Annotated in this window: 21 protein-coding genes and 2 riboswitches; of the genes, 9 read left to right on the top strand and 12 right to left on the bottom strand. The window is 58.3% G+C overall.

Going from position 1 to position 22,001, the window contains the following annotated elements; genetic code table 11:
- The first annotated feature begins 29 nt into the window (after nucleotides 1-29).
- Nucleotides 30-422, top strand: a complete 393-nt coding sequence (locus RX972_RS02315; protein ID WP_263272180.1) for a YkvA family protein — start codon at nucleotides 30-32, stop codon at nucleotides 420-422.
- A gap of 22 nt (nucleotides 423-444) precedes the next feature.
- On the opposite strand, the gene RX972_RS02310 is transcribed toward RX972_RS02315, so the two are convergent.
- The 5 genes from RX972_RS02310 to RX972_RS02290 form a co-directional block, all read right to left on the bottom strand.
- Entirely contained in the window at nucleotides 445-1,500 is a 1,056-nt protein-coding gene (locus tag RX972_RS02310; RefSeq protein WP_316872426.1) for an aminoglycoside phosphotransferase family protein, read from the bottom strand.
- Between the two features lie 10 nt (nucleotides 1,501-1,510).
- Entirely contained in the window at nucleotides 1,511-1,936 is a 426-nt protein-coding gene (locus RX972_RS02305) for a DUF3830 family protein (RefSeq protein ID WP_027901218.1), read from the bottom strand.
- A gap of 57 nt (nucleotides 1,937-1,993) precedes the next feature.
- Nucleotides 1,994-3,328, bottom strand: a complete 1,335-nt coding sequence (locus tag RX972_RS02300) for a HAMP domain-containing sensor histidine kinase (RefSeq protein WP_316872425.1) — start codon at nucleotides 3,326-3,328, stop codon at nucleotides 1,994-1,996.
- Between the two features lie 95 nt (nucleotides 3,329-3,423).
- Entirely contained in the window at nucleotides 3,424-5,490 is a 2,067-nt protein-coding gene (gene treS / locus RX972_RS02295) for a maltose alpha-D-glucosyltransferase (protein ID WP_316872424.1), read from the bottom strand.
- 225 nt (nucleotides 5,491-5,715) lie between these two features.
- Nucleotides 5,716-6,327 (bottom strand): FMN-dependent NADH-azoreductase, encoded by a 612-nt coding sequence (locus tag RX972_RS02290; RefSeq protein WP_122398044.1) that lies wholly within the window; start codon nucleotides 6,325-6,327, stop codon nucleotides 5,716-5,718.
- 129 nt (nucleotides 6,328-6,456) lie between these two features.
- On the opposite strand from RX972_RS02290, the gene RX972_RS02285 reads away from it, so the two are divergent.
- Nucleotides 6,457-7,398 (top strand): LysR substrate-binding domain-containing protein, encoded by a 942-nt coding sequence (locus tag RX972_RS02285; RefSeq protein ID WP_099271310.1) that lies wholly within the window; start codon nucleotides 6,457-6,459, stop codon nucleotides 7,396-7,398.
- Nucleotides 7,388-7,732, top strand: coding sequence for an MmcQ/YjbR family DNA-binding protein (locus RX972_RS02280; RefSeq protein ID WP_316872423.1), 345 nt, complete (start codon nucleotides 7,388-7,390; stop codon nucleotides 7,730-7,732). Before RX972_RS02285 ends, RX972_RS02280 begins: the two co-directional genes overlap by 11 nt.
- Before the next feature lie 20 nt (nucleotides 7,733-7,752).
- Here the strand turns inward: RX972_RS02280 and RX972_RS02275 are convergent, their stop codons facing one another.
- The gene (locus RX972_RS02275; RefSeq protein ID WP_316872422.1) at nucleotides 7,753-8,184 is read right to left on the bottom strand and encodes a DUF1294 domain-containing protein; all 432 of its coding nucleotides are present in this window, start codon (nucleotides 8,182-8,184) and stop codon (nucleotides 7,753-7,755) included.
- A gap of 5 nt (nucleotides 8,185-8,189) precedes the next feature.
- Nucleotides 8,190-9,020, bottom strand: a complete 831-nt coding sequence (locus RX972_RS02270) for an undecaprenyl-diphosphate phosphatase (protein WP_027901213.1) — start codon at nucleotides 9,018-9,020, stop codon at nucleotides 8,190-8,192.
- Between the two features lie 379 nt (nucleotides 9,021-9,399).
- On the opposite strand from RX972_RS02270, the gene RX972_RS02265 reads away from it, so the two are divergent.
- Nucleotides 9,400-9,927: an AAA family ATPase gene (locus RX972_RS02265; RefSeq protein WP_316872421.1), complete on the top strand. Its 528-nt coding sequence runs from the start codon at nucleotides 9,400-9,402 to the stop codon at nucleotides 9,925-9,927.
- Nucleotides 9,928-9,940: 13 nt separating this feature from the next.
- Here RX972_RS02265 and RX972_RS02260 read toward each other — a convergent pair whose 3' ends face one another.
- Nucleotides 9,941-11,269: a sigma-54 dependent transcriptional regulator gene (locus tag RX972_RS02260; RefSeq protein WP_316872420.1), complete on the bottom strand. Its 1,329-nt coding sequence runs from the start codon at nucleotides 11,267-11,269 to the stop codon at nucleotides 9,941-9,943.
- A 378-nt stretch (nucleotides 11,270-11,647) separates the two neighbouring features.
- On the opposite strand from RX972_RS02260, the gene RX972_RS02255 reads away from it, so the two are divergent.
- Nucleotides 11,648-11,914: a hypothetical protein gene (locus RX972_RS02255; RefSeq protein WP_027901210.1), complete on the top strand. Its 267-nt coding sequence runs from the start codon at nucleotides 11,648-11,650 to the stop codon at nucleotides 11,912-11,914.
- 225 nt (nucleotides 11,915-12,139) lie between these two features.
- Here the strand turns inward: RX972_RS02255 and RX972_RS02250 are convergent, their stop codons facing one another.
- Genes RX972_RS02250 through cobW form a run of 4 tightly spaced genes read right to left on the bottom strand, consistent with a single transcriptional unit; the run spans nucleotide 12,140 to nucleotide 18,689 of the window.
- Nucleotides 12,140-12,778 (bottom strand): vWA domain-containing protein, encoded by a 639-nt coding sequence (locus tag RX972_RS02250; protein ID WP_099271305.1) that lies wholly within the window; start codon nucleotides 12,776-12,778, stop codon nucleotides 12,140-12,142.
- Nucleotides 12,779-12,804: 26 nt separating this feature from the next.
- Complete coding sequence (locus RX972_RS02245) at nucleotides 12,805-13,839, bottom strand: ATP-binding protein (protein ID WP_410478187.1); 1,035 nt, start codon at nucleotides 13,837-13,839, stop codon at nucleotides 12,805-12,807.
- Between the two features lie 20 nt (nucleotides 13,840-13,859).
- Entirely contained in the window at nucleotides 13,860-17,621 is a 3,762-nt protein-coding gene (gene cobN, locus RX972_RS02240; RefSeq protein WP_316872418.1) for a cobaltochelatase subunit CobN, read from the bottom strand.
- A 3-nt stretch (nucleotides 17,622-17,624) separates the two neighbouring features.
- Nucleotides 17,625-18,689, bottom strand: a complete 1,065-nt coding sequence (gene cobW / locus RX972_RS02235; protein ID WP_231677712.1) for a cobalamin biosynthesis protein CobW — start codon at nucleotides 18,687-18,689, stop codon at nucleotides 17,625-17,627.
- A gap of 124 nt (nucleotides 18,690-18,813) precedes the next feature.
- Nucleotides 18,814-19,053: riboswitch (cobalamin riboswitch) on the bottom strand.
- A gap of 57 nt (nucleotides 19,054-19,110) precedes the next feature.
- Nucleotides 19,111-19,335: riboswitch (cobalamin riboswitch) on the top strand.
- A gap of 96 nt (nucleotides 19,336-19,431) precedes the next feature.
- Between cobW and RX972_RS02230 the strand changes: the two genes are divergently transcribed.
- The 4 genes from RX972_RS02230 (at nucleotide 19,432) to cobM (ending at nucleotide 21,743) form a co-directional block, all read left to right on the top strand.
- On the top strand, nucleotides 19,432-19,617 hold the full coding sequence (locus RX972_RS02230) for a CbtB domain-containing protein (RefSeq protein ID WP_122805329.1): 186 nt from the start codon (nucleotides 19,432-19,434) through the stop codon (nucleotides 19,615-19,617).
- Nucleotides 19,618-19,628: 11 nt separating this feature from the next.
- Nucleotides 19,629-20,336 carry a CbtA family protein gene (locus RX972_RS02225; protein ID WP_316872417.1) on the top strand — a complete coding sequence of 236 codons (708 nt, stop codon included), beginning with the start codon at nucleotides 19,629-19,631 and terminating at the stop codon, nucleotides 20,334-20,336.
- Between the two features lie 206 nt (nucleotides 20,337-20,542).
- A complete protein-coding gene (locus tag RX972_RS02220; RefSeq protein WP_099271432.1) occupies nucleotides 20,543-20,959 on the top strand; it encodes a cobalamin biosynthesis protein in 417 nt (138 codons plus the stop codon).
- A gap of 37 nt (nucleotides 20,960-20,996) precedes the next feature.
- Nucleotides 20,997-21,743: a precorrin-4 C(11)-methyltransferase gene (gene cobM / locus RX972_RS02215; RefSeq protein WP_316872416.1), complete on the top strand. Its 747-nt coding sequence runs from the start codon at nucleotides 20,997-20,999 to the stop codon at nucleotides 21,741-21,743.
- The last annotated feature ends 258 nt before the right edge of the window (nucleotides 21,744-22,001 follow it).

Below are 22,001 nucleotides of genomic sequence, written 5' to 3'. Positions count from 1 at the left end.
CATAACATCCCGCACGAAGAGCCCCCTTGATGATCGGCAACACCGTCAAACACCTGAAACTATGGGCCCGCCGCCTCAAAGCCAATCTGATTCTGCTATGGCTCTGCTGCCGTCAACCCGACATGCCTTGGCTACCAAAAATCGTCGCATTGGTGACGGTGGCCTACGCCGTGAGCCCTATCGACCTGATTCCGGATTTCATCCCGGTGCTGGGCTTTCTGGATGATGTGATTCTTTTACCGCTGGGCATCGCCCTCGCCTTGCGGCTGATTCCGGATGACCTACAACAGCGCTGCCGACCTGAAGCTGAAGCCATGGCCGGCAAGCGAATCCAGCTCAAAGGCCAATGGCTGACCATAACCTGCATTGTGCTGATATGGCTGCTGATTGCCTGGGCCCTGTGGCGTGCCTTTGCAGGCTAGGACCCGGACAATCGAAAGCCTGTCACTGACGATAAGGCGTGGTTCGCAACTCATCAAGAGTCTGGGCAGACAAGTCATCGCGCCAGCCTGGCACGTTCAGGTCCAGCCACTCCCGCAGCTCATTGAACGCGGGCGCCCTCAGCGCTTGCACAAACAGGCGCAGGGTTCGCGGCAGGTGCGCCAGGTAGCCATGCTTGCCGTCGCGCCCCGCCAGACGCACGAAAATTCCCAGTACTTTGGCATGTCGTTGCGCAGCGAGCCGCCGGTAATCATCAACGAACAGCGGCACATTGAGTTCCGGGCGCTGCATCAGGTAATGACTGAACAGTGCCGCGCGCAGCGGCTCGGACATGTCACGACGCGCATCCTCCAGTAACGACATGAGGTCATAAGCCGCGGAACCGACCAACGCGTCCTGAAAATCCAGAAGGCCGCAAGCCGCCACGCCCTGGCGACTGTCGAGCAGCATCAGGTTGTCCACGTGGAAGTCGCGCAGTACCAGCGTTTCACGGCGTTCGGCCACATCACGGCAGGCTTCGGCAAACAGTTCGAGATAGCGTCCACGCAGCGCCAGAGCGGCCTCTTTGCCGATCAACAACGGTGCATACCAATCGATGAACAGTGCACATTCAGCGCTCAATTTCTGCGCATCGTAGGTCGGCAAGCCGGTGCTGGCGGGTGCCCGATGCAGAGCCACCAGTGCGTCGACGGCCAGGCCATACAAGGCTTCTTCCGGGTGCCCTGAAGCCAGCAGCCGAGTGTACGTGGCGTTGCCAAAATCCTCGATCAACGCGAGCCCGGCCTGTTCATCCACCTGGCGCAAGCCCGGGGCTGACAGTCCGATGCTGTGCAGATAACCGGCCACCTGCACAAATGGCGCGATGGGTTCGCTGCGTGGCGGCGAATCCATCAGCAACAGCCCGGCACCTTGCAGGCGGAAATAACGTCGTGCCGACGCATCTGCGGGCAACGCCTCCAGAACGGCATCGGCAAATCCGGCATCAGCAAGAAAAGCGCCGCGCGCACAGGTGCGGCTGTCCTCTGCGTTGGGTATTGATTCAGCGAGTTGAGTCATCATACCGGGCGACTCAGACCTGCTCAAAGAGCACGTCCTGCGCGCCTTCCCACAGGGTTTTCACGCCCAGGGCACGCAGGTTTTCCTTGCCTTGCACGATGGTCAGGAAATGGTTACCGGCCAACTGGCCCATTTTACTGGCAAAGCAGCACGAGCCGTAGGCGATGAGGATTTCAGTCTCACTGTAAGGGCCCGGATAAAAAAGAATGTCGCCCACTGAAGGGTGGCTGGTGTGATTTTCGAACCCAATCGGCTGATCGTTCAGCAGCAACTGATACTCACCCAGTGGAACCCAGCAGCCCTCGCCGCTCCAGCGCACATGGATCAGCTTCTGCCGGTAAGGCAGCAACTTCAGAAACGCAGCAACGGTGTGCGGCGCATCAGGATGGGTTTCAGCGAGAAACTCGTATCCGCCGGCAGTGATTTTCAGAGTGGTCATGCAGAGCTGCTCTCAAGATAAATAGGTTGTTCAGGTTGCGACTTTACGTATCAGTACCTAGGCGGGCTGGCTTGCTGAAGCCGACTTGCGGACGCTATCGGGTCTATCTGCGGACACTGCGGAGGCAGACAAGCTCACCTCGAAACAGCATCCCTGCGGTATCCGGCTTTCAAGGTTGACCGACCAGCCCTGGTGGACGCAGATGCGCTGCACCAGGGAAAGGCCCAAGCCGAGGCCTTCGCCGCGCTGCTCATCGCCCCTGACAAAAGGCTGAAACATGGCCTGTTGTTTTTCCAGGGGTATGCCGATGCCGCTGTCCTCCACGGAAAAGCGATCACCCTTCAAGCTCAAAAAGATGAAACCTTCGTCCGTGTAATGCCAGGCATTGCGCAGCAGATTGCTCATGACCGAGTGCAGCAACGTTGCGTTATATAAACGATCCGAGCCGACACCCGGCTCGTAACGCAGGGTCAGGCCTTTTTCTTCAATGGGTTTGCGCCACATGTCCACCAACTCGTCGGCGACCGCAACCAGCGTTGCGCGTGGACCGTGGCCGGGTACTTCGGTGTCGATCCGCGCCAGCAACAGGAAGGTTTCCACCAGTTGGCGCATACCCTCACTGGCGCGGGATATTCTTAACACCTGGTTACGGGAGCGCGGATCAACGGCAGGATTTTCCAGCAGCAGCTCACAAGAGCTGGCTAACACCATCAACGGAGTGCGCAGTTCGTGGCTGACGTCGCTGGTGAACATCTTTTCCCGGGTCAAGGCAGCACGCAGACGGCCCAGGGTTTCATCAAAAGACACCGCCAGCTCGCCGACTTCGTCATGAGCATAATTCGTTGCCAGTGTCGGCGCCGCATCCATGGCCTGGTCACGATCACGCACCTCGCCCGCCAGCTTCACCACCGGTGCCATGACCCGTTGCGCCAACAGTCGACCCAGCAATAGCGCCAACAAGACGCTGAGGACGAACCCGACCAGCACGATGGCGAACAGAATACGCTCGCGCTGAATGGTTGCGGTCTGATCCCGCAGCAATACGTACTGACGACCGTCGACCATATCCACCATGGCGTAATAATCGACATTGTCTTTTTTGATCCGGTGAAAGCCGGGTTTCAATGGCTTGAGGCTCTCGGGCATTGCGAAGAGGCCGGACGCGTCCTGTATGTAGAAAAACGAATCCTTCTCCGGACGGTGAGTCCAGTTGGCGACGTCGTCCATCAACAGCAACCTGTGCAGGTCGCCATTCATTGAAAGTGCGGTCAACTTTTTGCCTACCAGGTGAACGGTAACGACAATGCCTGCCGCAAAGATCAAGGCAACCAGAGTACTCATCAGCGTGAAAACGATGACGATGCGCTGTTTGAGACTGTGTTTGATATCCATGCAGCTTCCGTTGACGGTTTACATCGGGGCATTATCAGGCCAGATATGTCGTCATTTCGTCAACGGAGCCGCAAAGTCTGTGCAGAAACCGACAATCAGAACGCCGGGAATGCGCTTACCACCCGCAATGCCAGGCCTTCGTAGGCATCCAGAGTGATGGTGAATTCGCCCTGTTCAGTCAGATCCCCTTCGACCCGTTCGTTGATGATGTCTACCACCGGGCCGGGCGCGATGTCTGGCAGATGCAAAGTTTCCACAATCGGCTCCGAGCTGAAGTTCAGCGCAGTAATCTGCGTGCCCTTCCCGGCTGGCAGCTCGTGGACCATGATCAGCAAGCCTGGGTGTTCAACGTCCGGAATCAGAATCTGCTTGCTCGCAGCGATGTCATAAGCCCGACGCACAGCAAGAATCTTCTTGAGTTGCGAGGCAAATGAATCCGGGCGCTGTAGCTGGCTGATGATACTGCCGTAAAGGGTGCGGGAGCGCGGCATGTTACCCGCAGAGAACTCCGCGTCCGGGTCCAGATCGACCAGATCGTAAGCGCCGCGGTGGATCCAGCGGGTGTCGCCATCCTGCATCAGGTGCTGAACCTGCTCGGCAGGCACCGGTAATGCACCGACCAGATCCCAGCCGGACAACGCAAACACGCCAGGCTGCATGGCGTTGAACATCACCAACAGCAGATGAATGTGCTGAATTTTCTGAATGTCTTCTTCCGTGATGGCGTCCAGATCGCGGATACCCAGCGCAGCCGTAATGATGCTGGCGGTGGTACAGGACACGCCGTTGGTGACGAACTTCATGTTGTACGGAGCGTGCTCGCCTGTCAGCTTCTCGTACATTTCCTCGCGGATATGTTCGCGCAAGATGCTGCCCGGCAGCGTCTGGCCCTGATAGTGGTACGTGTCATGGGCGTGCAGCGTCCAGAAATGCACCAGTTCCAGTGTCAATTCGTCATGGTTCTGCAGCGCATGAATCAGCGACGCCGGATCGATACCAAACGCGTGAACCTGACGCAGCATCAACCGCAGGAACTCGGTGGTGCCCGTCAACAGTGCGTGCTGATAGGCCGGGCGCGAGATGAAGTCGTATGACAGATCGGCGCCGCCGTGGGACATCGACGCGATGTCATCCAGGGTCAGGTTCAGTTCCTGGAAACTGAAACCGCCCGCCTTGCGGATCGCGCCCCCCAATAGCTGGTTACCCGTAATCGACAACGGGTGACTCTCGGACCAGGCATTACCTTCAGCCTTGCGCTCCACGCCGAGGAAGCCATTGGCATCCAGACGCAAAACCCGCGCGCCCATGACGTCAATGGAATGCAGCGCATCACCAATGATCATTTGCTGAGCTGCGAAGCTTGGGTCCAGCCAGTTCAGTGAAGGCTGACCTTCCTTGAAGTAATGCAAATAAACCCAGCGCCGCGCCTTGCCGTCCACGCCCTGGACAATACCCGTGGCGCTCCAGTCGGTTTCCTTGACGCCTGGCTCGAAGAAAATGACCCGCTGTAACTGACCCACGATGTAGTGCTTGTCTTTGAGGGCATCCACCACCTCAGGCATCAGGTTCACCGCATCGCGACCCGCCGGAATGTCCGGCAGCAACTGCCAGTCTTCCTCACGGATTTCCACCATGTGATAGAGGCCCGGATAATCCTCGTAAGCCATTTCTGCCAAACGGAAATCAGAACCCTTGCCGGTGTGGGACGGAATCACGTCATCAATCACCACCGCGTTATGCGCAGCAGCAATGCGACTCAGGCTGAGCAATTGCGCATCGGTGCCCAATTCAGGGTCGATGCCGAAACTGATACGGTCGAAATTGCCGTCGATAGTCGGCGTATGTTGCCGCCCCTGAAGGCCACCGGAGGTTTTCAGCGGCCCGTTGTGGATGCCTTGAATACCGATTTCCGACATGGCATGCCAAAGGGTTTCATCGCCCAGGGCTTCAAGGACAGAGCCGCCAGGGCGAGTGATGATTGACGCCGGATAAGCAGTAAACCAGACGGAGGCAATCGCCGACGCGTCTCGGGGCCGGGATTCGGCGAAAGGGCGCTGCCACAATCTGCCCTGCCCCGAATACAACCTGGCGCGCTGGCGTGCGGCATTGAGCATTGATTGTTCAACCAGCCACTCTACGTACTGCTTGTCCGGTGTCGTCATAAATTCCAATCATCCGTTTCTCGTGAATCGGGCGAAACGATCGGAGAAGATTCAACTGTTCCGATTGAGTCATGTATTACCCGCTGTAAGAGCCTCGCGGGCGGCAAACGTTGCATTTTTGTTTGATCAGCGTGGTCCATAACGCAAAAAACTCCAGCGCCCAATGGACGCCGGAGTTTTTTTGCAAGCCTGTGGCAGGCGCAGTCGTCAGACCCGCCGACGCCATCAGGCCGTCGCGAACAGCTCTTCTTTGATCTGCTTTTGCGCAGCAGTCAGCGCATTGGCACGTGGTTCGTCGCCGTAAGCCAGACCATGAGCGAAGACGAATTTCAAATCAGTCACGCCAATGAAACCGAACAGAACCTTGAGGTAGTCCTCATGACCCACGCTGGTCGGCTGGCCAACGTGCACGCCACCGGCAGTGGAAACGATGATTACCTGCTTGCCGCCAGCCAGACCTTCAGGGCCGGTTTCGGTGTAGCGAAACGTACGACCGGCAACTGCGATGCGATCAATCCAGGCTTTGAGCTGCGTAGGCAGTGTGAAGTTGTAAACCGGCGCACCAATCACAACCACATCAGCGTCGAGGAATTCCTGCAGAATTTGCTCGTTGTTAGCCACTTCCTGCTTCTGCGCGGCATCACGGCCTTCTTCAGGGGTTCCCGCAGCGGCAAGTGTTGCCGGGGAAAAGTGGTTCAGAGAATCGCTGGCCAGATCGCGGTAAGTTACCTGTGCGTTCTGCTCTACAGCGGTGAATGCTTCAACAACGTTGCGGCTGAGCTGGCGAGACGCGGAGTGATCGCCGAGGATGCTGGAATCGATGTGCAAAAGTTTCATAACGTGCTTCCCAATTGAAAAGTCGCCAGCTGGCGATCAAGCGGGGATAATCCTACAGCGCAATCCAATCGCTGATTAGTCGGCATAAATGCGATAGTTCGTTCTACACACAGGACAATTAGTTTAAGCATGCAAGACCTCAACGATCTTTATTACTTCGCCAAAGTGGTGGAATTCGGCGGTTTCGCGGCTGCCGGACGTCTGCTGGGCATCCCTAAATCCCGCCTGTCCCGGCGCATTGCCGAGCTTGAGCTGCGTCTGGGCGTGAGCCTGCTGCAGCGCACCACGCGCAAACTGGCGTTGACCGCTGTGGGTGAACGTTACCTGAGCCACTGTCAGGCGATGTTGCTGGAAGCGGAAATGGCCGACGAAGCCGTTGCGTCGCTTTCGGCTGAGCCCCGAGGGCGTTTGCGGGTGTCTTGCCCGGTGGGGATGACACACTGGAACCTGTCCGGGGTGGTCAATGAATTCCTGATCCGCCACCCGCTGGTGCAACTGGAGTTGATTCTGGTGAATCGCCGGGTTGATCTGGTGAATGAGGGCATTGATGTAGCGCTGCGGGTCCGCGACATTGGCGATGAAGATCCGAGCCTGATTGTCCGGCAGCTGTACCCCGCCCGCACCGTACTGGTAGCTTCCCCTGCATTAATCAGCGGACGCAGCATCACGCACCCTCAGGACCTTGGCAGCTTGCTGGCATTAGGCGCCATCGAGGCGGATCGCAAAGTGCATTTTCAGTTGCTGCACAGCCATGGCGAGCGTTGCGAGGTGGCCATTGAGCCGCGTCTGGTGGTGGATGACTTTCCTATTCGCAAGAATGCAGCCGTACAGGGCCTGGGCATCACATTGCTGCCGCTGATGAACTGCCACGAAGAGCTTGCGAGTGGTCAGTTGATCCGCCTGTTACCCGACTGGTCGCTGCCTAGCGGCAATGTTCAGGCCGCGTACACGCAGCGCCGAGGCATGCTCCCCGCCGTGCGCGCGTGGATCGAACACGTCAGCCTTGCATTCAAAAACGAACCGCTCTGGAGCGATGTTCTGAAGACAACGGAGCAGACCAATGAACACTGAAGATGTCGCCGGGTTTTGCCTGCAACTGCCGGGCACTCGGGAAGATTACAAATGGGGCGGCACACGGGTGTTTTCGGTCGCTGGCAACAAGATGTTTGCGGTGATGGACCTGGCTGGCAAAGGCTTGTCATTCAAGGTAGGCCCCGATCTGTTCCTCGGGTATGTCGACAGGCCAGGCGTTCGTCCCGCGCCGTATCTGGCGCGGGCTTACTGGATCAGCGTCGCCACGCCCTACTCCTTGAGCGATGAGGAATTGCGCGAGCTGCTGACTCGATCCCATCAACTGGTAGTCAGCAAGCTGCCGAAGAAACAGCAGGTTGCTCTCAAGCTGTGACGGCTTGAAGCTGTGACTGTTTAATAGAAATGCCTGCTCAGGTAATTACCGCCGAGAAGCAGGCGGTCTACCCAGACCACCTCGTGCAACACAACGATCAGCCAGAACACCAGTTGAAAGGACAGCTTGCGGGTTTTATGACGCAATGCCTGTTGCGCCACCAACGCGCCCGGCCAGCCACCCAGCAGCTCCACTGAGTGCAGGATCTTCTCCGGCGTTCGCCATTCATTTGCTCTGGCATGACGCTTGTCGCGCCAGTACAGAAAGAATGCCAGCAGACTCATCGCCAGATAGATCGCACCGGGCAACCACACCCCGTTGAGCAGCAACGAGATGAGGCCCGCCACCGGTAACGCACAAACGGCAAGAAATACCGCCAGTTTCACCCGCGGATACCGCGACGGATTCTGTTTCGCCGTTGCGGTTTTGTTCGATTTTATACGCTGATCCATGTTCGTCAGCCGTTCACGCTGGTCCAGTCAATCCAGCCGAACTGCCAGGTCGCCAGAATCAGGATACCGAAGACGATGCGATACCAGGCGAACACGGCATAGCTGTGAGTGGCAATGAACTTGAGCAGCCCACGCACAGCGATCATGGCAAAGATGAATGAGACCACAAAACCCAGTGCAAATACCGGGAAGTCCGCAGGCTGGAACAGGTGCCGGTATTTGAAGCCCGAATACACCGCAGCGCCCACCATGGTCGGCATCGCCAGGAAGAAGGAGAACTCGGTAGCGGTCTTGCGCGACAAACCAAACAGCAGACCGCCAATGATCGTCGAGCCGGAACGAGAAGTCCCCGGAATCATCGCCAGACATTGGGCGCAGCCGACTTTCAGGGCGTCACGCCAGGTCATGTCGTCCACGCTTTCAGCATGCACCACGTGATCGCGGCGCTCAGCCCAAAGCATGATGACACCGCCAATGACCAGGGCAGTCGCCACGGTGATGGGGTTGAACAGGTATTCGTGAATCAAGTCGGCAAAGATCACACCCAGCACAACGGCCGGTAGAAACGCGATCAGCAGATTGATCGTGAAACGTTGCGCCTGACGCTGCTTAGGCAGGCCGGTCACGACATCAAGGATCTTGCGCCGAAACTCCCAGACCACCGCGAGGATCGCGCCGAGCTGAATGATGATGTTGAAGGCCATCGCCCGTTCGCCACCAAAATCGATCAAGTCCGCGACGATGATCTGGTGTCCGGTACTGGAAATGGGCAGGAACTCCGTCAGCCCCTCCACAATCCCGAGAATCAATGCCTGAGCGGCGGTCCAAAGATCCATCATTCCCCCAAGTGAAGCATTGCTCGAAGCAGGCTTCTTGATATTGTCATGTTCAAACAGCGCGCAAATATGCCCGTCGAAAGGTGAAAAGTCCGTTAAAAACGGACGCTTACACCGTCAACCTGCGCAAGGCGTGGCGATCCTATCAGACCTTCAGGCAGTACGCTGCCATTGACGCCTGACGTGCAACCGTTGGCGTAATGGAAGCCGTTTTTCAGTGGCAACCATCAGCGTTTTTTTTCGCTGAATCGCTGCGCTAACCGGTGTATACGCTTACAATCGCCGCCGCTTTCGGCCTCCCAGGAATCGCAATGCCCGCACTCAGAACAATCGCACCGGCAACGGGTGCCATTTTAGCTCCGGAAAAGGTAGCGGCTTGATGAAAGTTGTTGTGCTGACAGGTCCTGAGTCCAGCGGCAAAAGCTGGCTGGCAGGCGAGATACAGCGCTGCTTCGGCGGGCGTCTGGTGGCGGAATATGTACGGCTTTTCATCGAACAGAACCAGCGGGACACCACCTACGCAGATATTCCCGCAATCGCTCAAGGCCAAGTGGACAGCGAAGATGCCGCTCGTGCCTCTCAACCCGGGTTGCTGATTCTTGATACCCATCTGCTGAGCAATATTCTGTGGAGTCAGACACTATTCGGGGGTTGTCCTGCGTGGATCGAGCATGCACTGCTGGCTCGTCATTACGATCTGCATTTGTTGCTCGATCCTGACGGCGTTGACTGGATCGGCGATGGTCAGCGCTGCCAACCCGAGCTCAGTTCACGACAGGCATTCTTCCGCGATACCCGGCACTGGCTTGAGACGCATCACCAACCCTTTCAGGTGATCGGCGGTGACTGGACGCAACGTCGTGAGCGAGCCTTCACGGCAGTTGAACAACTGCTCAAACACGCCTGAGGTGCGCGGCAGCTCAACGAATCTGGTGCTTGTGCAGCAATCGATAGAATGTCGGCCGGGAAATTCCCAACACCTTGGCAGCAACGCTCAAATTGTCGCTATGGCGGGTCAATACATCACACAACGCCTGCCGCTCTGCCCGGGACTTGTAATCATCCAGGGTACCCATCGTACTGATGACGTCGTCATCACCGAGCAATCCCAGATCAGCCGCTTCAATCTGTCGCCCCTCAGCGAGCACCAGCCCCCGGCGAACCCGGTTGGCCAGCTCCCGGACATTACCCGGCCAGTCATGCTTGCCCATTGCAACCAATGCATCCTGACTGAAGTTGCGCACGCGCCTACCGGTTTCCTGGCTGTAAAAGTGCGCAAAGTGATTGGCCAGCAATGCCAGATCACCGTGTCGCTCGCGTAACGGTGCCGTGCCAACCTGAAGCACATTCAGGCGGTAATACAGGTCTTCGCGGAAGCGTTTTTTGCGAATGGCGGACTCGAGATCAACGTGGGTTGCGGCCAGCACCCTGACATCCACAACGATGGCTTCTCTTCCTCCCACGCGCTCAACCTGTTTGTCCTGAAGAAAGCGCAGCAGACTGGCCTGCAGCTCCATCGGCAAGTCCCCGATTTCATCGAGAAACAACGTGCCGCCATCGGCTGCCTCGATGCAGCCAATTTTCAGTTCATTGGCCCCTTCGAACGCGCCTTTCTCGTAGCCGAATAATTCGCCCTGAAGCAGGTGCTCGGGGGTCGTGGCGCAGTTGATCGCAATGAATGGCTTGCTGCGCCGATGGGACTGGGTATGCAGAGTGCGCGCCACCAGCTCCTTGCCAGTACCGGGCTCGCCACGTATCAGCACTGGCGATTCGGTAGGCGCCAATTTGCTCAGCAGCCTGCGTAATTCACGGATGGGGCGACTTTCGCCGAGCATCTCATGATCGGGCCCTGATACATAAACCGCCCCCTGAGCCCTCAAACGCGCCATGCCATAGGCGCGCCCCAGCGTGACCTGCATACGTGCAACATCGAACGGCAAGGTATGGAAGTCAAAAAACCATTCACAGACAAAATCGCCGATCTTCTCCCGGCGCAGGTCATCCGGGGTCAATACGGCGATCCATTCGGTGTGGCTGCGCGTGATTAGGTCCTTGACCACTTCCGGGTGCTCAAAGTGATAAGGCATCAGGCGAATCAGACCTACATCGCAACTACGACTAACCGCGGCTTCAACGGTACTGCTGTCGACATCCCAGCCAGCGGCGCGCAGAACGGGAATGAGCTGATGACAATCATCACAAGGATCAACAATTAGCAAACGTCGCAGTGGTGGTGCCGATTCATGCATGGGGATTCCTTGGCGCTGCGATTTGATAATCATGTTTATAAAATCATTTTATAAACAGTCAGTTGAGGATATTGATTTGAACGTTAGCAAATTTTTGACAGTCGCTTGGACCGATTGACTATAGGGGCCAGATCGAAAGGTAATTAGCCGTTGATGGTCCGCAGAGTGGATATTTCCGGACCGTGCGGCTGTGCTGGAATATTCGTCGAACTTCAGCTTTGCGCACGGTGAACACAGGGGGCAGTCAAAAAAATCTGAAAATAATCGGCGACCTGTGTGACTTGACAGCTATCGAGTGTCATCAACACAAGTAACCCGCTGAACGGTAAGCCCAACCGACAGCGCACAATTTTGATATGGGCACTTGAGGAAATAACCATGAACGCCCCACTGCGCTTCAACGATGCACTCTTGATCGCTGGACACGCTTTTGAACCTTTCCAATGCGTCGCCTGGGCACCGCAAGACGGTAACGGCGAGCTGAGCCTGACGGTCATCGACCGTACCAGCAATCGTATTGGCCGCCGCCAGATCGCGCGCAGCACTTACTCCGATGCCAAGCGCCTGGCCAACGAACTCGAACTGGCCCGTGCTGAAATCAGCAACGAAGGCCACCGCCTCGAGCCGTGGACCATGCCTGCCTGAAGTCAACGCAGTCACCTTATTCGAAATGCTTTTCTGTAGTAGCGCGCTTGCCCGCGATCGCGTCAGCACAGGCGATAAATTCATCGACTGACAGACCGAGTCGCGGGCAAGGTGGAACGCCACCCCGGTCGCTCTACAGGTCAAATGTTTGCTTCGCGACGGCGCTGTGTCAGGGCATAGAGCAAGTTACACAGGCCGCATTCCAGCTGTTCGGCAGGTCTCTGCCTAACGAGCCTTCAGCTCATCAATGTGCTGATACTCAACGCCCAGGCTCTGTGCCATCTGCTGTGCCCTTCCCAGGCGGATCGGTCCGCTTTCGATATCGATCAGCAGGCCCGGGCAGTTGAATGGCGGTAACCCGCCTGAATCCTTGACCCGTCCGTCCGTCATGACCAGAAGGTGCTGCTTCTCGGCAGGATGCTGCTTCTTGCGTCTATCCAGCCACTGGCGTGCCTGATCAAACGCATCGATTAATGGCGTGCCACCACCTGCCCCCAGTTCGTCCAGCCAGGGCTGTAATGCACGGGATGCCTTGAGGCCCTGATGTTGCCAGCGCGGCGTGTTGCCGTTCGCCGTCAGCAACGCCAGACGTACACGACGACGGTAAGCGTCGTCGAACAGTTGAGCCAACAACCCTTTAGCCCGGCCCAAGGCCTGATGGCGCCTGGTCGAGGCCGAGGCGTCGACGATCACCAGCCACAACTCACCGGGCTGCTGACTTCTGGGTTGACGGATCAGATCGGCGCGAACCTTGGGCCGCCCGCGTAACAGCGTCGGCAACCAGGCAATGGCTCCGTCGGCACCGCTGCGCAACGCGCCAGTTCGACCACCGGGAGCTTTACCGCGCCGGGGCTTGGCATCCATCCCCGGAACAGTGCGAGGACGGATGCCTAGGGCTTTTTTGGCCAGCTCGGCACTTCGCGACGAGCGCCTGTCTGCATGGCCTGCGCAGGCAATTCCCCCCAACTGCCCTGCCCCTGATCCGGCGCGGACTGTGGTTCGGGAGTTGACGGATTTTGCTGCGATGCAGGTTGTTGCGGCTGCTGATCCTGGGGAGGCGGCTGTTCTTGAGAAGAATTACGGCGTCGGTGACGCAAGGCAAACTCTGCCACGGCGTCAATGTCCTGATTTTCAATCGCTGACACACCGCGCCATGCCGCATGGGCACGGGCGGCGCGCAGCCAGACCAGATCAGCGCGCATGCCATCGACACCCGCCGCAAAACAGCGCTCGGTGATGACCGTGAGTGACTGATCATCCAGCTCGATGTTGCCCAGAACCTTGCGTGCCTGTTCGCAGCGCAGCTTTAGCGCCTGTTGTTGCTCACTCCACTGCGCGCAAAAGGCCTGCGGGTCGCTGTCGAAGTCCAGACGGCGGCGGATGATTTGCCCGCGCTCGGTCGGCAAGGTCTGCCCGCTCAATGCCACGTTCAGGCCAAAGCGATCCAGCAGTTGAGGACGCAGTTCGCCTTCCTCCGGGTTCATGGTGCCAATCAACACGAATCGCGCGGGGTGGCGATGGGAAATACCGTCACGCTCTACCTGATTGACGCCACTGGCCGCAACGTCCAGCAGCAGGTCAACCAGGTGATCCGCCAGCAGATTCACTTCATCGACATACAGCACGCCGCCGTCGGCCTTGGCCAGCACGCCTGGTGAAAACTCGGCTCGGCCTGCGCCCAACGCGGCTTCAAGATCCAGCGTGCCCACCAGCCGCTCTTCAGTGGCGCCGAGCGGCAAGGTGACGAACTGACCGCTGGCCAGCAAATCGGCCAGACCACGCGCCAGGGTCGATTTCGCCATGCCACGCGGCCCCTCGATCAGCACACCGCCGATTTTCGGGTCGATGGCGGTCAGGCACAGCGCCAATTTCAGTTCGTCAGCCCCCACAACGGCGGCCAGCGGGAAATGCGGGGTATCGCTCAAAGTCTCGTCAGGCAACGTCATCAGCTCTCTTCTATGTCCAGCAACAGGCTTTCCAGCGCGTCACGGTAATTACCCGGTTCCTGCCATAAGCCGCGCTGTTGCGCTTCAAGCATGCGTTCGGTCATGTCCCGCAAGGCGTCAGGGTTGTGCTGCTGAATGAATTCCCGGGTCGACGCGTCCAGCAAATAGGCATCGGCCAACAGTGCGTATTGGTGATCGTCAATCAGTTCGGTGGTGGCGTCGAACGCGAACAGGAAGTCCACGGTGGCGGCCATCTCGAAGGCCCCTTTGTAACCATGGCGTTTGACGCCGTCGATCCATTTCGGATTAGCCGCGCGGGAGCGGATGACCCGGTTCAGCTCTTCCTTCAGCGTCCGGATCTTCGGCAAGTCTGGCTGGCTATGATCGCCATGATAGCTGGCAGTCTTCTGGCCGCTGAGGCTCTCGGCGGCTGCAAGCATGCCACCTTGAAACTGGTAGTAGTCGTTCGAGTCGAGCAGGTCGTGCTCGCGGTTGTCCTGGTTCTGCACTACCGCCTGAACTTGCGACAAGCGTTTTGCAAAGCGCTCCCGCGCAGGCGTGCCCTCATCGGCGGCACCATAGGCGTAACCGCCCCAATTCAGATAAACCTCGGCCAGATCATCCCGACTCTGCCAGAGGCGACCGTCGATCGCGCCCTGCACACCCGCACCGTAAGCCCCAGGCTTGGCACCGAAGATACGCCAGCCTGCCTGACGCGCAGCGTCATCATCGGTGACGCCAGTGCTCAACAAGGCGGCACGCTCTTCGCGAACTTTGGCGGCCAACGGATTCATATCGTCGGGCTCGTCCAGTGCCGCCACGGCTTGTACCGCAGCGTCGAACAGCCGGATCAGATTGGCGAAAGCATCGCGGAAAAAACCGGAGACTCGCAGCGTCACGTCAACCCGCGGCCGATCCAGCAAGCTCAATGGCAGAATTTCGAAGTCATCAACGCGCTGACTGCCAGTGGCCCAGACCGGCCTTACACCCATCAACGCCATGGCCTGAGCAATATCGTCTCCGCCAGTACGCATGGTTGCGGTGCCCCACACCGACAGACCAAGCTGACGTAAATGATCACCATTGTCTTGTAAGTGCCTCTCCAGCAAAAGATTTGCTGACTGGAACCCGATGCGCCACGCTGTGGTGGTAGGCAGATTTCGCACATCGACCGAGAAGAAGTTTCGCCCGGTGGGCAGCACGTCTATACGCCCGCGACTCGGCGCGCCGCTTGGGCCCGCTGGCACGAAACGTCCGCTTAAGGCGTCCAGTAAGCCCTGGATTTCTCCCGGGCCGCAGGCGTCGAGTCGCGGCGCCACAACCTCTTTAAGATTATTAACAATATCCAGTAGATCTTTGTTTTCAAAGGGAATACTAAATTCAGTATTACTGACAACCTGTTCGATCAACCACGCAGCGTAAAGCTCAAGACGCTCACGGGTATCACCCGCCGTGCGCCATGGATCAGTGCTGACAGCGAGCAGCGCTTCAGGTCTGGCAGAAAGCCAGGGTTCAGCAAGTTCGCAATCCAGTGGATCAAAACCCAGCTCGAAGGCTTTGCTCAAGGCACGCAGCAGACTCGACTGCGCACCGCGACCGTCACCTCGCGGGATGCGCAACAACGCCAGCAAGGTATCGATGCGCAGACGGCCGGCGGGAGACTCACCAAAGATATGCAGACCGTCGCGAATCTGCGATTCCTTCAAATCACACAGATAGGTGTCCAGCCGTGGCAACCATGTCGCCGCATCGTCATCCTTTAAGGCATCACCCAGCGCCAGCTCACGATCGATTTGAGTTTCGCGGACCAGTTTGAGGATGTCGCGTTGCAGCTCCAGGGCACGACGCGGATCGAGCAGTTGGGCTTCGTAGTACTCGTCCGCCAGCAACTCCAGGTTACGCAACGGCCCATAGGTTTCAGCACGGGTCAGCGGCGGCATCAGGTGATCGATGATCACGGCCTGGGTGCGGCGCTTGGCCTGGGCGCCCTCGCCCGGATCGTTGACGATGAACGGGTAGATATTAGGCATCGCGCCGAGAATCGCATCCGGCCAGCAGGTCTCCGACAGACCGACGCCCTTGCCCGGCAGCCATTCCAGATTGCCGTGTTTGCCCACATGCACCACGGCATGGGCGCCATAGGCTTTGCGCAGCCAGAAATAGAACGCCAGATAACCATGGGGCGGGACCAGGTCCGGGTCGTGATAAACCGCGCTGGCGTCCACTTGATAACCCCGTGCTGGTTGAATGCCAACGAAGGTCAGGCCAAACCTGATCCCGGCAATCATCATCCGTCCATTGCGGAACATCGGGTCTTTATCCGGCGCGCCCCAGCGTGCAATCACCGCTTCACGGTTGGCCAGAGGCAGTTGCTCAAACGCAGCGGTATACTCGTCGAGCGCCAGGCTTTGGTGGCAGGGACGAAGGTCGATGCTGTCCAGATCATTGGTGACGCCACCGAGCAACTGGTGGATCAACTCAGTACCGGTGTCCGGCAATTCGGCAACCGGATAACCCTCCCCCTGCATGGCTCGCAGGATGTTCAGCGCCGCCGCTGGCGTATCGAGGCCGACACCATTGCCGATTCGCCCGTCGCGCGTGGGGTAATTGGCGAGAATCAACGCAACGCGCTTGTCAGCATTAGGCAAGCGCCCGAGCAATATCCAGCGACGCGCCAGTTCGGCAACAAAGTCCATGCGCTCGGGTTGCGGGCGATAGCAGACCACATCCGACTGACTGCGCTCACTGTGCCAGGCCAGATCCTTGAAGCTGACCGGCCGACTGATGATTCGCCCGTCCAGTTCGGGCAACGCGATGTGCATCGCCAGATCCCGAGCACCCAGACCTTGCTCGCTGGCCCGCCAGCCAGGTTCGTTATCCTGAGCGCAAATCGCCTGAATCACCGGGATGTTACGCCGGAATGGCCGCAAATGCGGCGTTTCCGGGCTGGACTGAGCAAAACCGGTGGTGTTGAGGATCAGCTCAACCCTGACCTCGTCCAGCCAGTCTTCGACCACCGTCATGCAGCCCGCTTCCTTTAAGCTGGCTACGGCGATGGGCAAAGGATTCAAGCCTTGAGCCTGCAAACGGGCGCAAAACACATCGATGAACGCGGTATTGGCAGCCTGCAGGTGCGAGCGATAGAACAGCAGCGCTGCGACTGGCTGATCCGGCACCCAGTCGGCGAACCATATTTCAGGATCGGCACTGACGCCTTTCGGGTGGTAAACCGCAGTACGCGGCAATGCTTTGGGCTCGGACCAGGCGTAATCCCGATCCAGCAGGCGATTCGCGATGCAACGGTAGAACTCCAGCGCGTTGTACATGCCACCCTGACGCAGAAACTGCCATAACCGGTGGCAATCCTCAGCGGGTGCGGTGCTGCGCTCAGTCAGCTCGGGGTCATGGCGATCACAGCCCGGCACCATGATCACCTGCACGCCGCGGGCTGCGAGCTCCATGAGTCGCTCAGCACCGTAGCGCCAATAGCCTATCCCGCCGTGCAGAGAAATCAGAATGACCTTGGCGTGGCGCAGCACTTCATCGAAATAGAGGTCGACGGAAGCATGGTTCTGAACCTGCATCGGGTTAGCCAGACGCAAGCTCGGGTAATCGTCCGGCAATTGCTGCGCCGCTTCGGCGAGCAATGCCAGGCTGGAATCGCCACTGCAGAGAATCACCAGCTCGGCGGGGGTTTGTCCGAGGTCGGCAATGCTGTCGTCCGGTACAAAACCACCGGGCTGGGTTCTCAACAGGTGCATGGGTCAGTCCGCTAGCGCAGCGCGCAGTTGGGATTCAAGTGCCGCAGAATCAAGCTTCTGACCGATCAGCACCAGGTGAGTGGCACGCTCTTCATCAGCACTCCAGGCGCGGTCGAAGTGTTTGTCGAAACGCGTGCCTACACCCTGAATCAGCAAGCGCATCGGTTTGCCGGCAATGGCCGCGAAACCCTTGACCCGCAAGATGCCGTGCTGCACGACCAGTTGGGTCAGCGCGGCAAGCAGCAGGGTTTCTTCGGATTGAGGCAGCTTGATGGAAATGGAGTCGAACGCGTCATGGTCGTGGTCATCATGATCATCGCCTTCGTGGTGATCGTGATGGGTCTTGCGGCCATCGATATGCTGCTCGGATTCAGCCCCCAACCCCAGCAAGACATTGATCGGCAGACGACCGCTGCTGGCTTCGATGACTTTGACCGCAGGCGGCAGCTCTTCGGAGACTTCAGCGCGCACCGCAGCCAGACCGGCCGCGTCCATCATGTCGGACTTGTTGAGGATGACCAGATCGGCGCTGGCCAGTTGATCGGCGAACAGCTCATGCAATGGCGACTCATGATCCAGGTTCGGATCGAGCTTGCGCTGAGCGTCGACCTGATCAGGGAATGCAGCAAACGTACCTGCAAGTACTGCCGGACTGTCGACAACAGTAATTACCGCATCGACGGTGCAGGCATTGCGAATTTCCGGCCACTGGAAGGCTTGTACCAGTGGCTTTGGCAGGGCCAGACCGGAAGTTTCGATGAGGATGTGATCCAGATCGCCACGACGCGCAACCAGTTCACGCATGACCGGGAAGAACTCTTCCTGCACAGTGCAACAAAGACAGCCGTTGGCCAGCTCATAAACGCGGCCAACCGCCTCTTCTTCAGTGCAGCCAATGGTGCATTGTTTGAGGATTTCGCCGTCGATGCCCAGCTCGCCGAACTCATTGACGATAACCGCAATCCGTCGACCTTCCGCGTTATCCAGCATATGGCGCAGCAAGGTGGTTTTGCCCGAACCGAGGAAGCCGGTAACGATAGTGACGGGAAGTTTGGCCAGTGTTTTCATCGGATGCCCTTTGGCAATACGGCGGGCAAGCGGGACGAAAACCCTGTGTAGCCACAGATGTGTAGCCACAGAGATACGATTCGCCACCGGATCACCCCGCCCGGTTGTAGTGAGAATTCGTCGGGCTCAAGGCCCGAATCGAGGCAGGTCTCCTGGCTTGCGGTACCCATGGAAAGCTTCCAGGGCAGTCATTGCGCCTTCCCGCCCTTGACGGGCAGTGGCTGTACAGAGAGTGCAATGACCGTGCGATAAATCAGCACCGCTTACAGTTGCGGGGGCAGCCGCGGCATTACCGCGTTCCCGTCTTAGCTCCAAATCGTCTGACCCGCAGATAGACTGGAGAACCTCGAACCCGCAAGGCTACGCAGTGACTGCGGGCAGGTCAATCAACTGATTGACGTTCCACGCAGGCGCATGCTCTCCTACATGCCTTGTTACGGGTGCCCCTCACGGGGTGAAACGGGAAACCGGTGAGTTCAGACCTCTGGTCTGTGCAAGTCCGGCGCTGCCCCCGCAACGGTAAGCGAGCGAAGAATCAGATCCACTGTGCGCATCACGGCATGGGAAGGCGATTCTTGCAGGTCGGCGCCATTCAGCGCTCAACCCCTCGCAAGCCCGGAGACCGGCCCGACATGAAACAAATAACGAACCCGCGGTGGGCGGGCGCAGTTGCACTCCCCTGATATTCGTCAGTGGGATAGTGCTGCGCATGCCTGCTTGCCGACATCAAGAGGGAAGCGCCATGTCGATCAGTACAACCAGCCATTCCGCCAACACTGCAACTACCCAGAGCCAACGTCTGACCGCCGCCATCAGCGCAGCCATTCTTGGCGCCTGCCTGGTCTATTTTGCCGGGTTCTCGCATATCGAAGCGGTCCACAATGCCGCTCACGACACCCGGCACAGCGCCGCCTTCCCTTGCCATTGAGACCTGACGCCATGTTCAAGCGAATCGCTCAAACGGCCGGGTTCACCGGCCTGTTCGCCGCCCTGCTGTTGACCCTGCTGCAAAGTTTCTGGATCACGCCGTTGATCCTGCAAGCCGAAACCTACGAGAATGCGCCTGCCGAGCAGGTTCATGAGCATTCACATGGCGAAGCCGCACCCGCTGGTCACGTGCATGATGATGAAGCCTGGTCGCCGGAAGACGGCTGGCAGCGCATCGTGTCGACCACCGGGGGCAATCTGGTGGTCGCCGTCGGTTTCGCACTAATGCTGGCCGCGTTGTACACGTTGCGAGCGCCTGGCAAGACTTCGCAAGGCCTGTTCTGGGGGCTGGCCGGCTTTGCGGTGTTTACTCTGGCGCCAACTTTGGGCCTGCCGCCCGAGCTGCCGGGCACCGCTGCAGCGGACCTCAATCAGCGACAAATCTGGTGGATTGGCACCGCGGCCTCGACGGCTGTCGCGCTCGCGCTGATCGTGTTTGCGCAGAACTGGCTATTGAAAGCCTTGGGCGTGGCGATTCTGGTAGTGCCTCATCTCATTGGTGCACCGCAGCCTGAAACCCACGAGAGCCTGGCACCTGAGGCGCTGGAGTCGCAATTCGTGATGGCTTCGCTGCTGACCAACGCAGTGTTCTGGATCGCCATGGGGCTGATCAGCACATGGCTGTTCCGTCGTAACAATCCTGAGCAGGACCAAGCGTGACCTTGAGCAACTTTGACATACGCTGTCGCGCAGCAAACATTTGACCGGTAGGAGCTAACTTGTTGGCGAAGCGGAATTTCTGACGATGCAGGTCCGACGTCTCGCCAACAAGTTGGCTCCAGGATCACCCGTTTGCTGCTCGGCAGCGCTGTATCAGAGCCACCGGGCGACCGCCTGCAGAAAAGCATTTCAATTCAGTGAGTAATATTTTGCTTGATAACAAGCGTCCGACCCTGGTGGTCGGCCTCGGTTGCCAGCGCGACTGCTCTGCGGGCGCACTGCTGGAACTGATCGAGCGCAGCCTTGAAAGTCATAATCTGCGCCTTAAAGACATCAGCGCCCTCGCTTCCATAGATTTGAAAAGCCGAGAGCCAGGACTGCTGGAGCTCGCGAATCAGCTTGATTTGCCGTTGAGTTTCTTCAACGCCGAACAATTGGCCGCTTACGAACCGCAGCTTAGCCATCGCTCCCAAATCGCCTATGATCACACCGGCTGCTATGGCATCGCAGAAAGCTCAGCGCTGGCGCTGGCAAGCCAATCAGGGACGGCCGAGCTGCTGATCCCCCGCCAGAAATCTTCTCAAGCCACGTTTGCTTTGGCCATCAGCCTGTCAATTCGCTGATAATCGCGATTTTTGCCCCTACACATCTGGAGTCTTCATGACGGTCTTTTTCATCGGCGCAGGTCCCGGCGATCCTGAGCTGATCACGGTCAAGGGCCAACGATTGATCCGCAGTTGCCCGGTGATCATCTATGCAGGCTCGCTGGTGCCTGCTGCCGTTCTGGAGGGTCATCAGGCGGTTCAGGTAAGCAACAGTGCCGAACTGCACCTGGAGCAGATCATTGCCTTGATGAAAGCGGCTCATGAGCAAGGCCAGGATGTGGCCCGTGTACACTCCGGTGACCCGAGCCTGTATGGAGCGATTGGCGAGCAGATTCGCCACTTGCGTGAGTTGGGCATTCCGTTCGAGATTATCCCCGGCGTTACGGCTACTGCGGCCTGCGCTGCGCTGCTGGAGACCGAGCTGACGCTGCCGGATATTTCCCAAACGGTGATCCTGACCCGTTACGCAGACAAGACGTCAATGCCAGAAGGCGAAGCCCTGGCCGATCTGGCCCGCCACAGGGCGACCATGGCGATTCATTTGGGGGTTAGCAACCTGCCGAAAATAGTTGCTGAACTGATACCGCACTACGGAGCAGATTGCCCGATCGCAGTGGTGCATCGCGCCAGTTGGCCGGATCAGGACTGGGTGATTGGCACGCTGGCGGATATTGAAACCAGGGTCGAAGAAAAAGGCTTTCGCCGCACGGCATTGATTCTGGTAGGCCGTGTGCTATCCAGTGATGCATTCAGCGAGTCATCGCTGTACCGCGCCGGGCATGCTCATTTGTTTAGAAAGTAAGAGGGCGCGCGGTAAGCACAATTTACTGTGGGAGCCGGGCTTGCCCGCGATGAGGGTGGCGCGATCTAAAGTTAATCAACCTCATCGCGGGCAAGCCCGGCTCCCACAGAGGATTAGCATTCCAGCTTATAACCGCAGGATGCTCAGGTATCCCGATCACACAAAAAGCCCCGAACGCGTCGTAATGCTGTTCACTTAAGCGGAGCAGCCTTACGGTCCACTGGGTACCGGGTTTTAGAAATCTTCACCGTCCTTGGC

This window comes from Pseudomonas syringae group sp. J309-1 (assembly GCF_032582135.1).
Lineage (GTDB): Bacteria > Pseudomonadota > Gammaproteobacteria > Pseudomonadales > Pseudomonadaceae > Aquipseudomonas > Aquipseudomonas quasicaspiana.
Note: the sequence above shows the minus strand (reverse complement) of the source record. Positions and strands in the feature narration are given on the sequence as shown.

Bases quoted from the DNA above. Each gene is read 5' to 3' on its own strand.
- RX972_RS02255 (WP_027901210.1), top strand. From the start codon at position 11,648: ATGAACGCCCCACTGCGCTTCAACGATGCACTCTTGATCGCTGGACAC.
- RX972_RS02300 (WP_316872425.1), bottom strand. From the start codon at position 3,328: ATGGATATCAAACACAGTCTCAAACAGCGCATCGTCATCGTTTTCACG.
- RX972_RS02225 (WP_316872417.1), top strand. From the start codon at position 19,629: ATGTTCAAGCGAATCGCTCAAACGGCCGGGTTCACCGGCCTGTTCGCC.
- RX972_RS02290 (WP_122398044.1), bottom strand. From the start codon at position 6,327: ATGAAACTTTTGCACATCGATTCCAGCATCCTCGGCGATCACTCCGCG.
- RX972_RS02230 (WP_122805329.1), top strand. From the start codon at position 19,432: ATGTCGATCAGTACAACCAGCCATTCCGCCAACACTGCAACTACCCAG.
- treS (WP_316872424.1), bottom strand. From the start codon at position 5,490: ATGACGACACCGGACAAGCAGTACGTAGAGTGGCTGGTTGAACAATCA.
- cobW (WP_231677712.1), bottom strand. From the start codon at position 18,689: ATGAAAACACTGGCCAAACTTCCCGTCACTATCGTTACCGGCTTCCTC.
- RX972_RS02275 (WP_316872422.1), bottom strand. From the start codon at position 8,184: ATGGATCAGCGTATAAAATCGAACAAAACCGCAACGGCGAAACAGAAT.
- RX972_RS02285 (WP_099271310.1), top strand. From the start codon at position 6,457: ATGCAAGACCTCAACGATCTTTATTACTTCGCCAAAGTGGTGGAATTC.
- RX972_RS02260 (WP_316872420.1), bottom strand. From the start codon at position 11,269: ATGCATGAATCGGCACCACCACTGCGACGTTTGCTAATTGTTGATCCT.
- RX972_RS02315 (WP_263272180.1), top strand. From the start codon at position 30: ATGATCGGCAACACCGTCAAACACCTGAAACTATGGGCCCGCCGCCTC.
- RX972_RS02265 (WP_316872421.1), top strand. From the start codon at position 9,400: ATGAAAGTTGTTGTGCTGACAGGTCCTGAGTCCAGCGGCAAAAGCTGG.
- RX972_RS02270 (WP_027901213.1), bottom strand. From the start codon at position 9,020: ATGGATCTTTGGACCGCCGCTCAGGCATTGATTCTCGGGATTGTGGAG.
- RX972_RS02305 (WP_027901218.1), bottom strand. From the start codon at position 1,936: ATGACCACTCTGAAAATCACTGCCGGCGGATACGAGTTTCTCGCTGAA.
- cobN (WP_316872418.1), bottom strand. From the start codon at position 17,621: ATGCACCTGTTGAGAACCCAGCCCGGTGGTTTTGTACCGGACGACAGC.
- RX972_RS02250 (WP_099271305.1), bottom strand. From the start codon at position 12,778: ATGGATGCCAAGCCCCGGCGCGGTAAAGCTCCCGGTGGTCGAACTGGC.
- cobM (WP_316872416.1), top strand. From the start codon at position 20,997: ATGACGGTCTTTTTCATCGGCGCAGGTCCCGGCGATCCTGAGCTGATC.
- RX972_RS02280 (WP_316872423.1), top strand. From the start codon at position 7,388: ATGAACACTGAAGATGTCGCCGGGTTTTGCCTGCAACTGCCGGGCACT.
- RX972_RS02310 (WP_316872426.1), bottom strand. From the start codon at position 1,500: ATGATGACTCAACTCGCTGAATCAATACCCAACGCAGAGGACAGCCGC.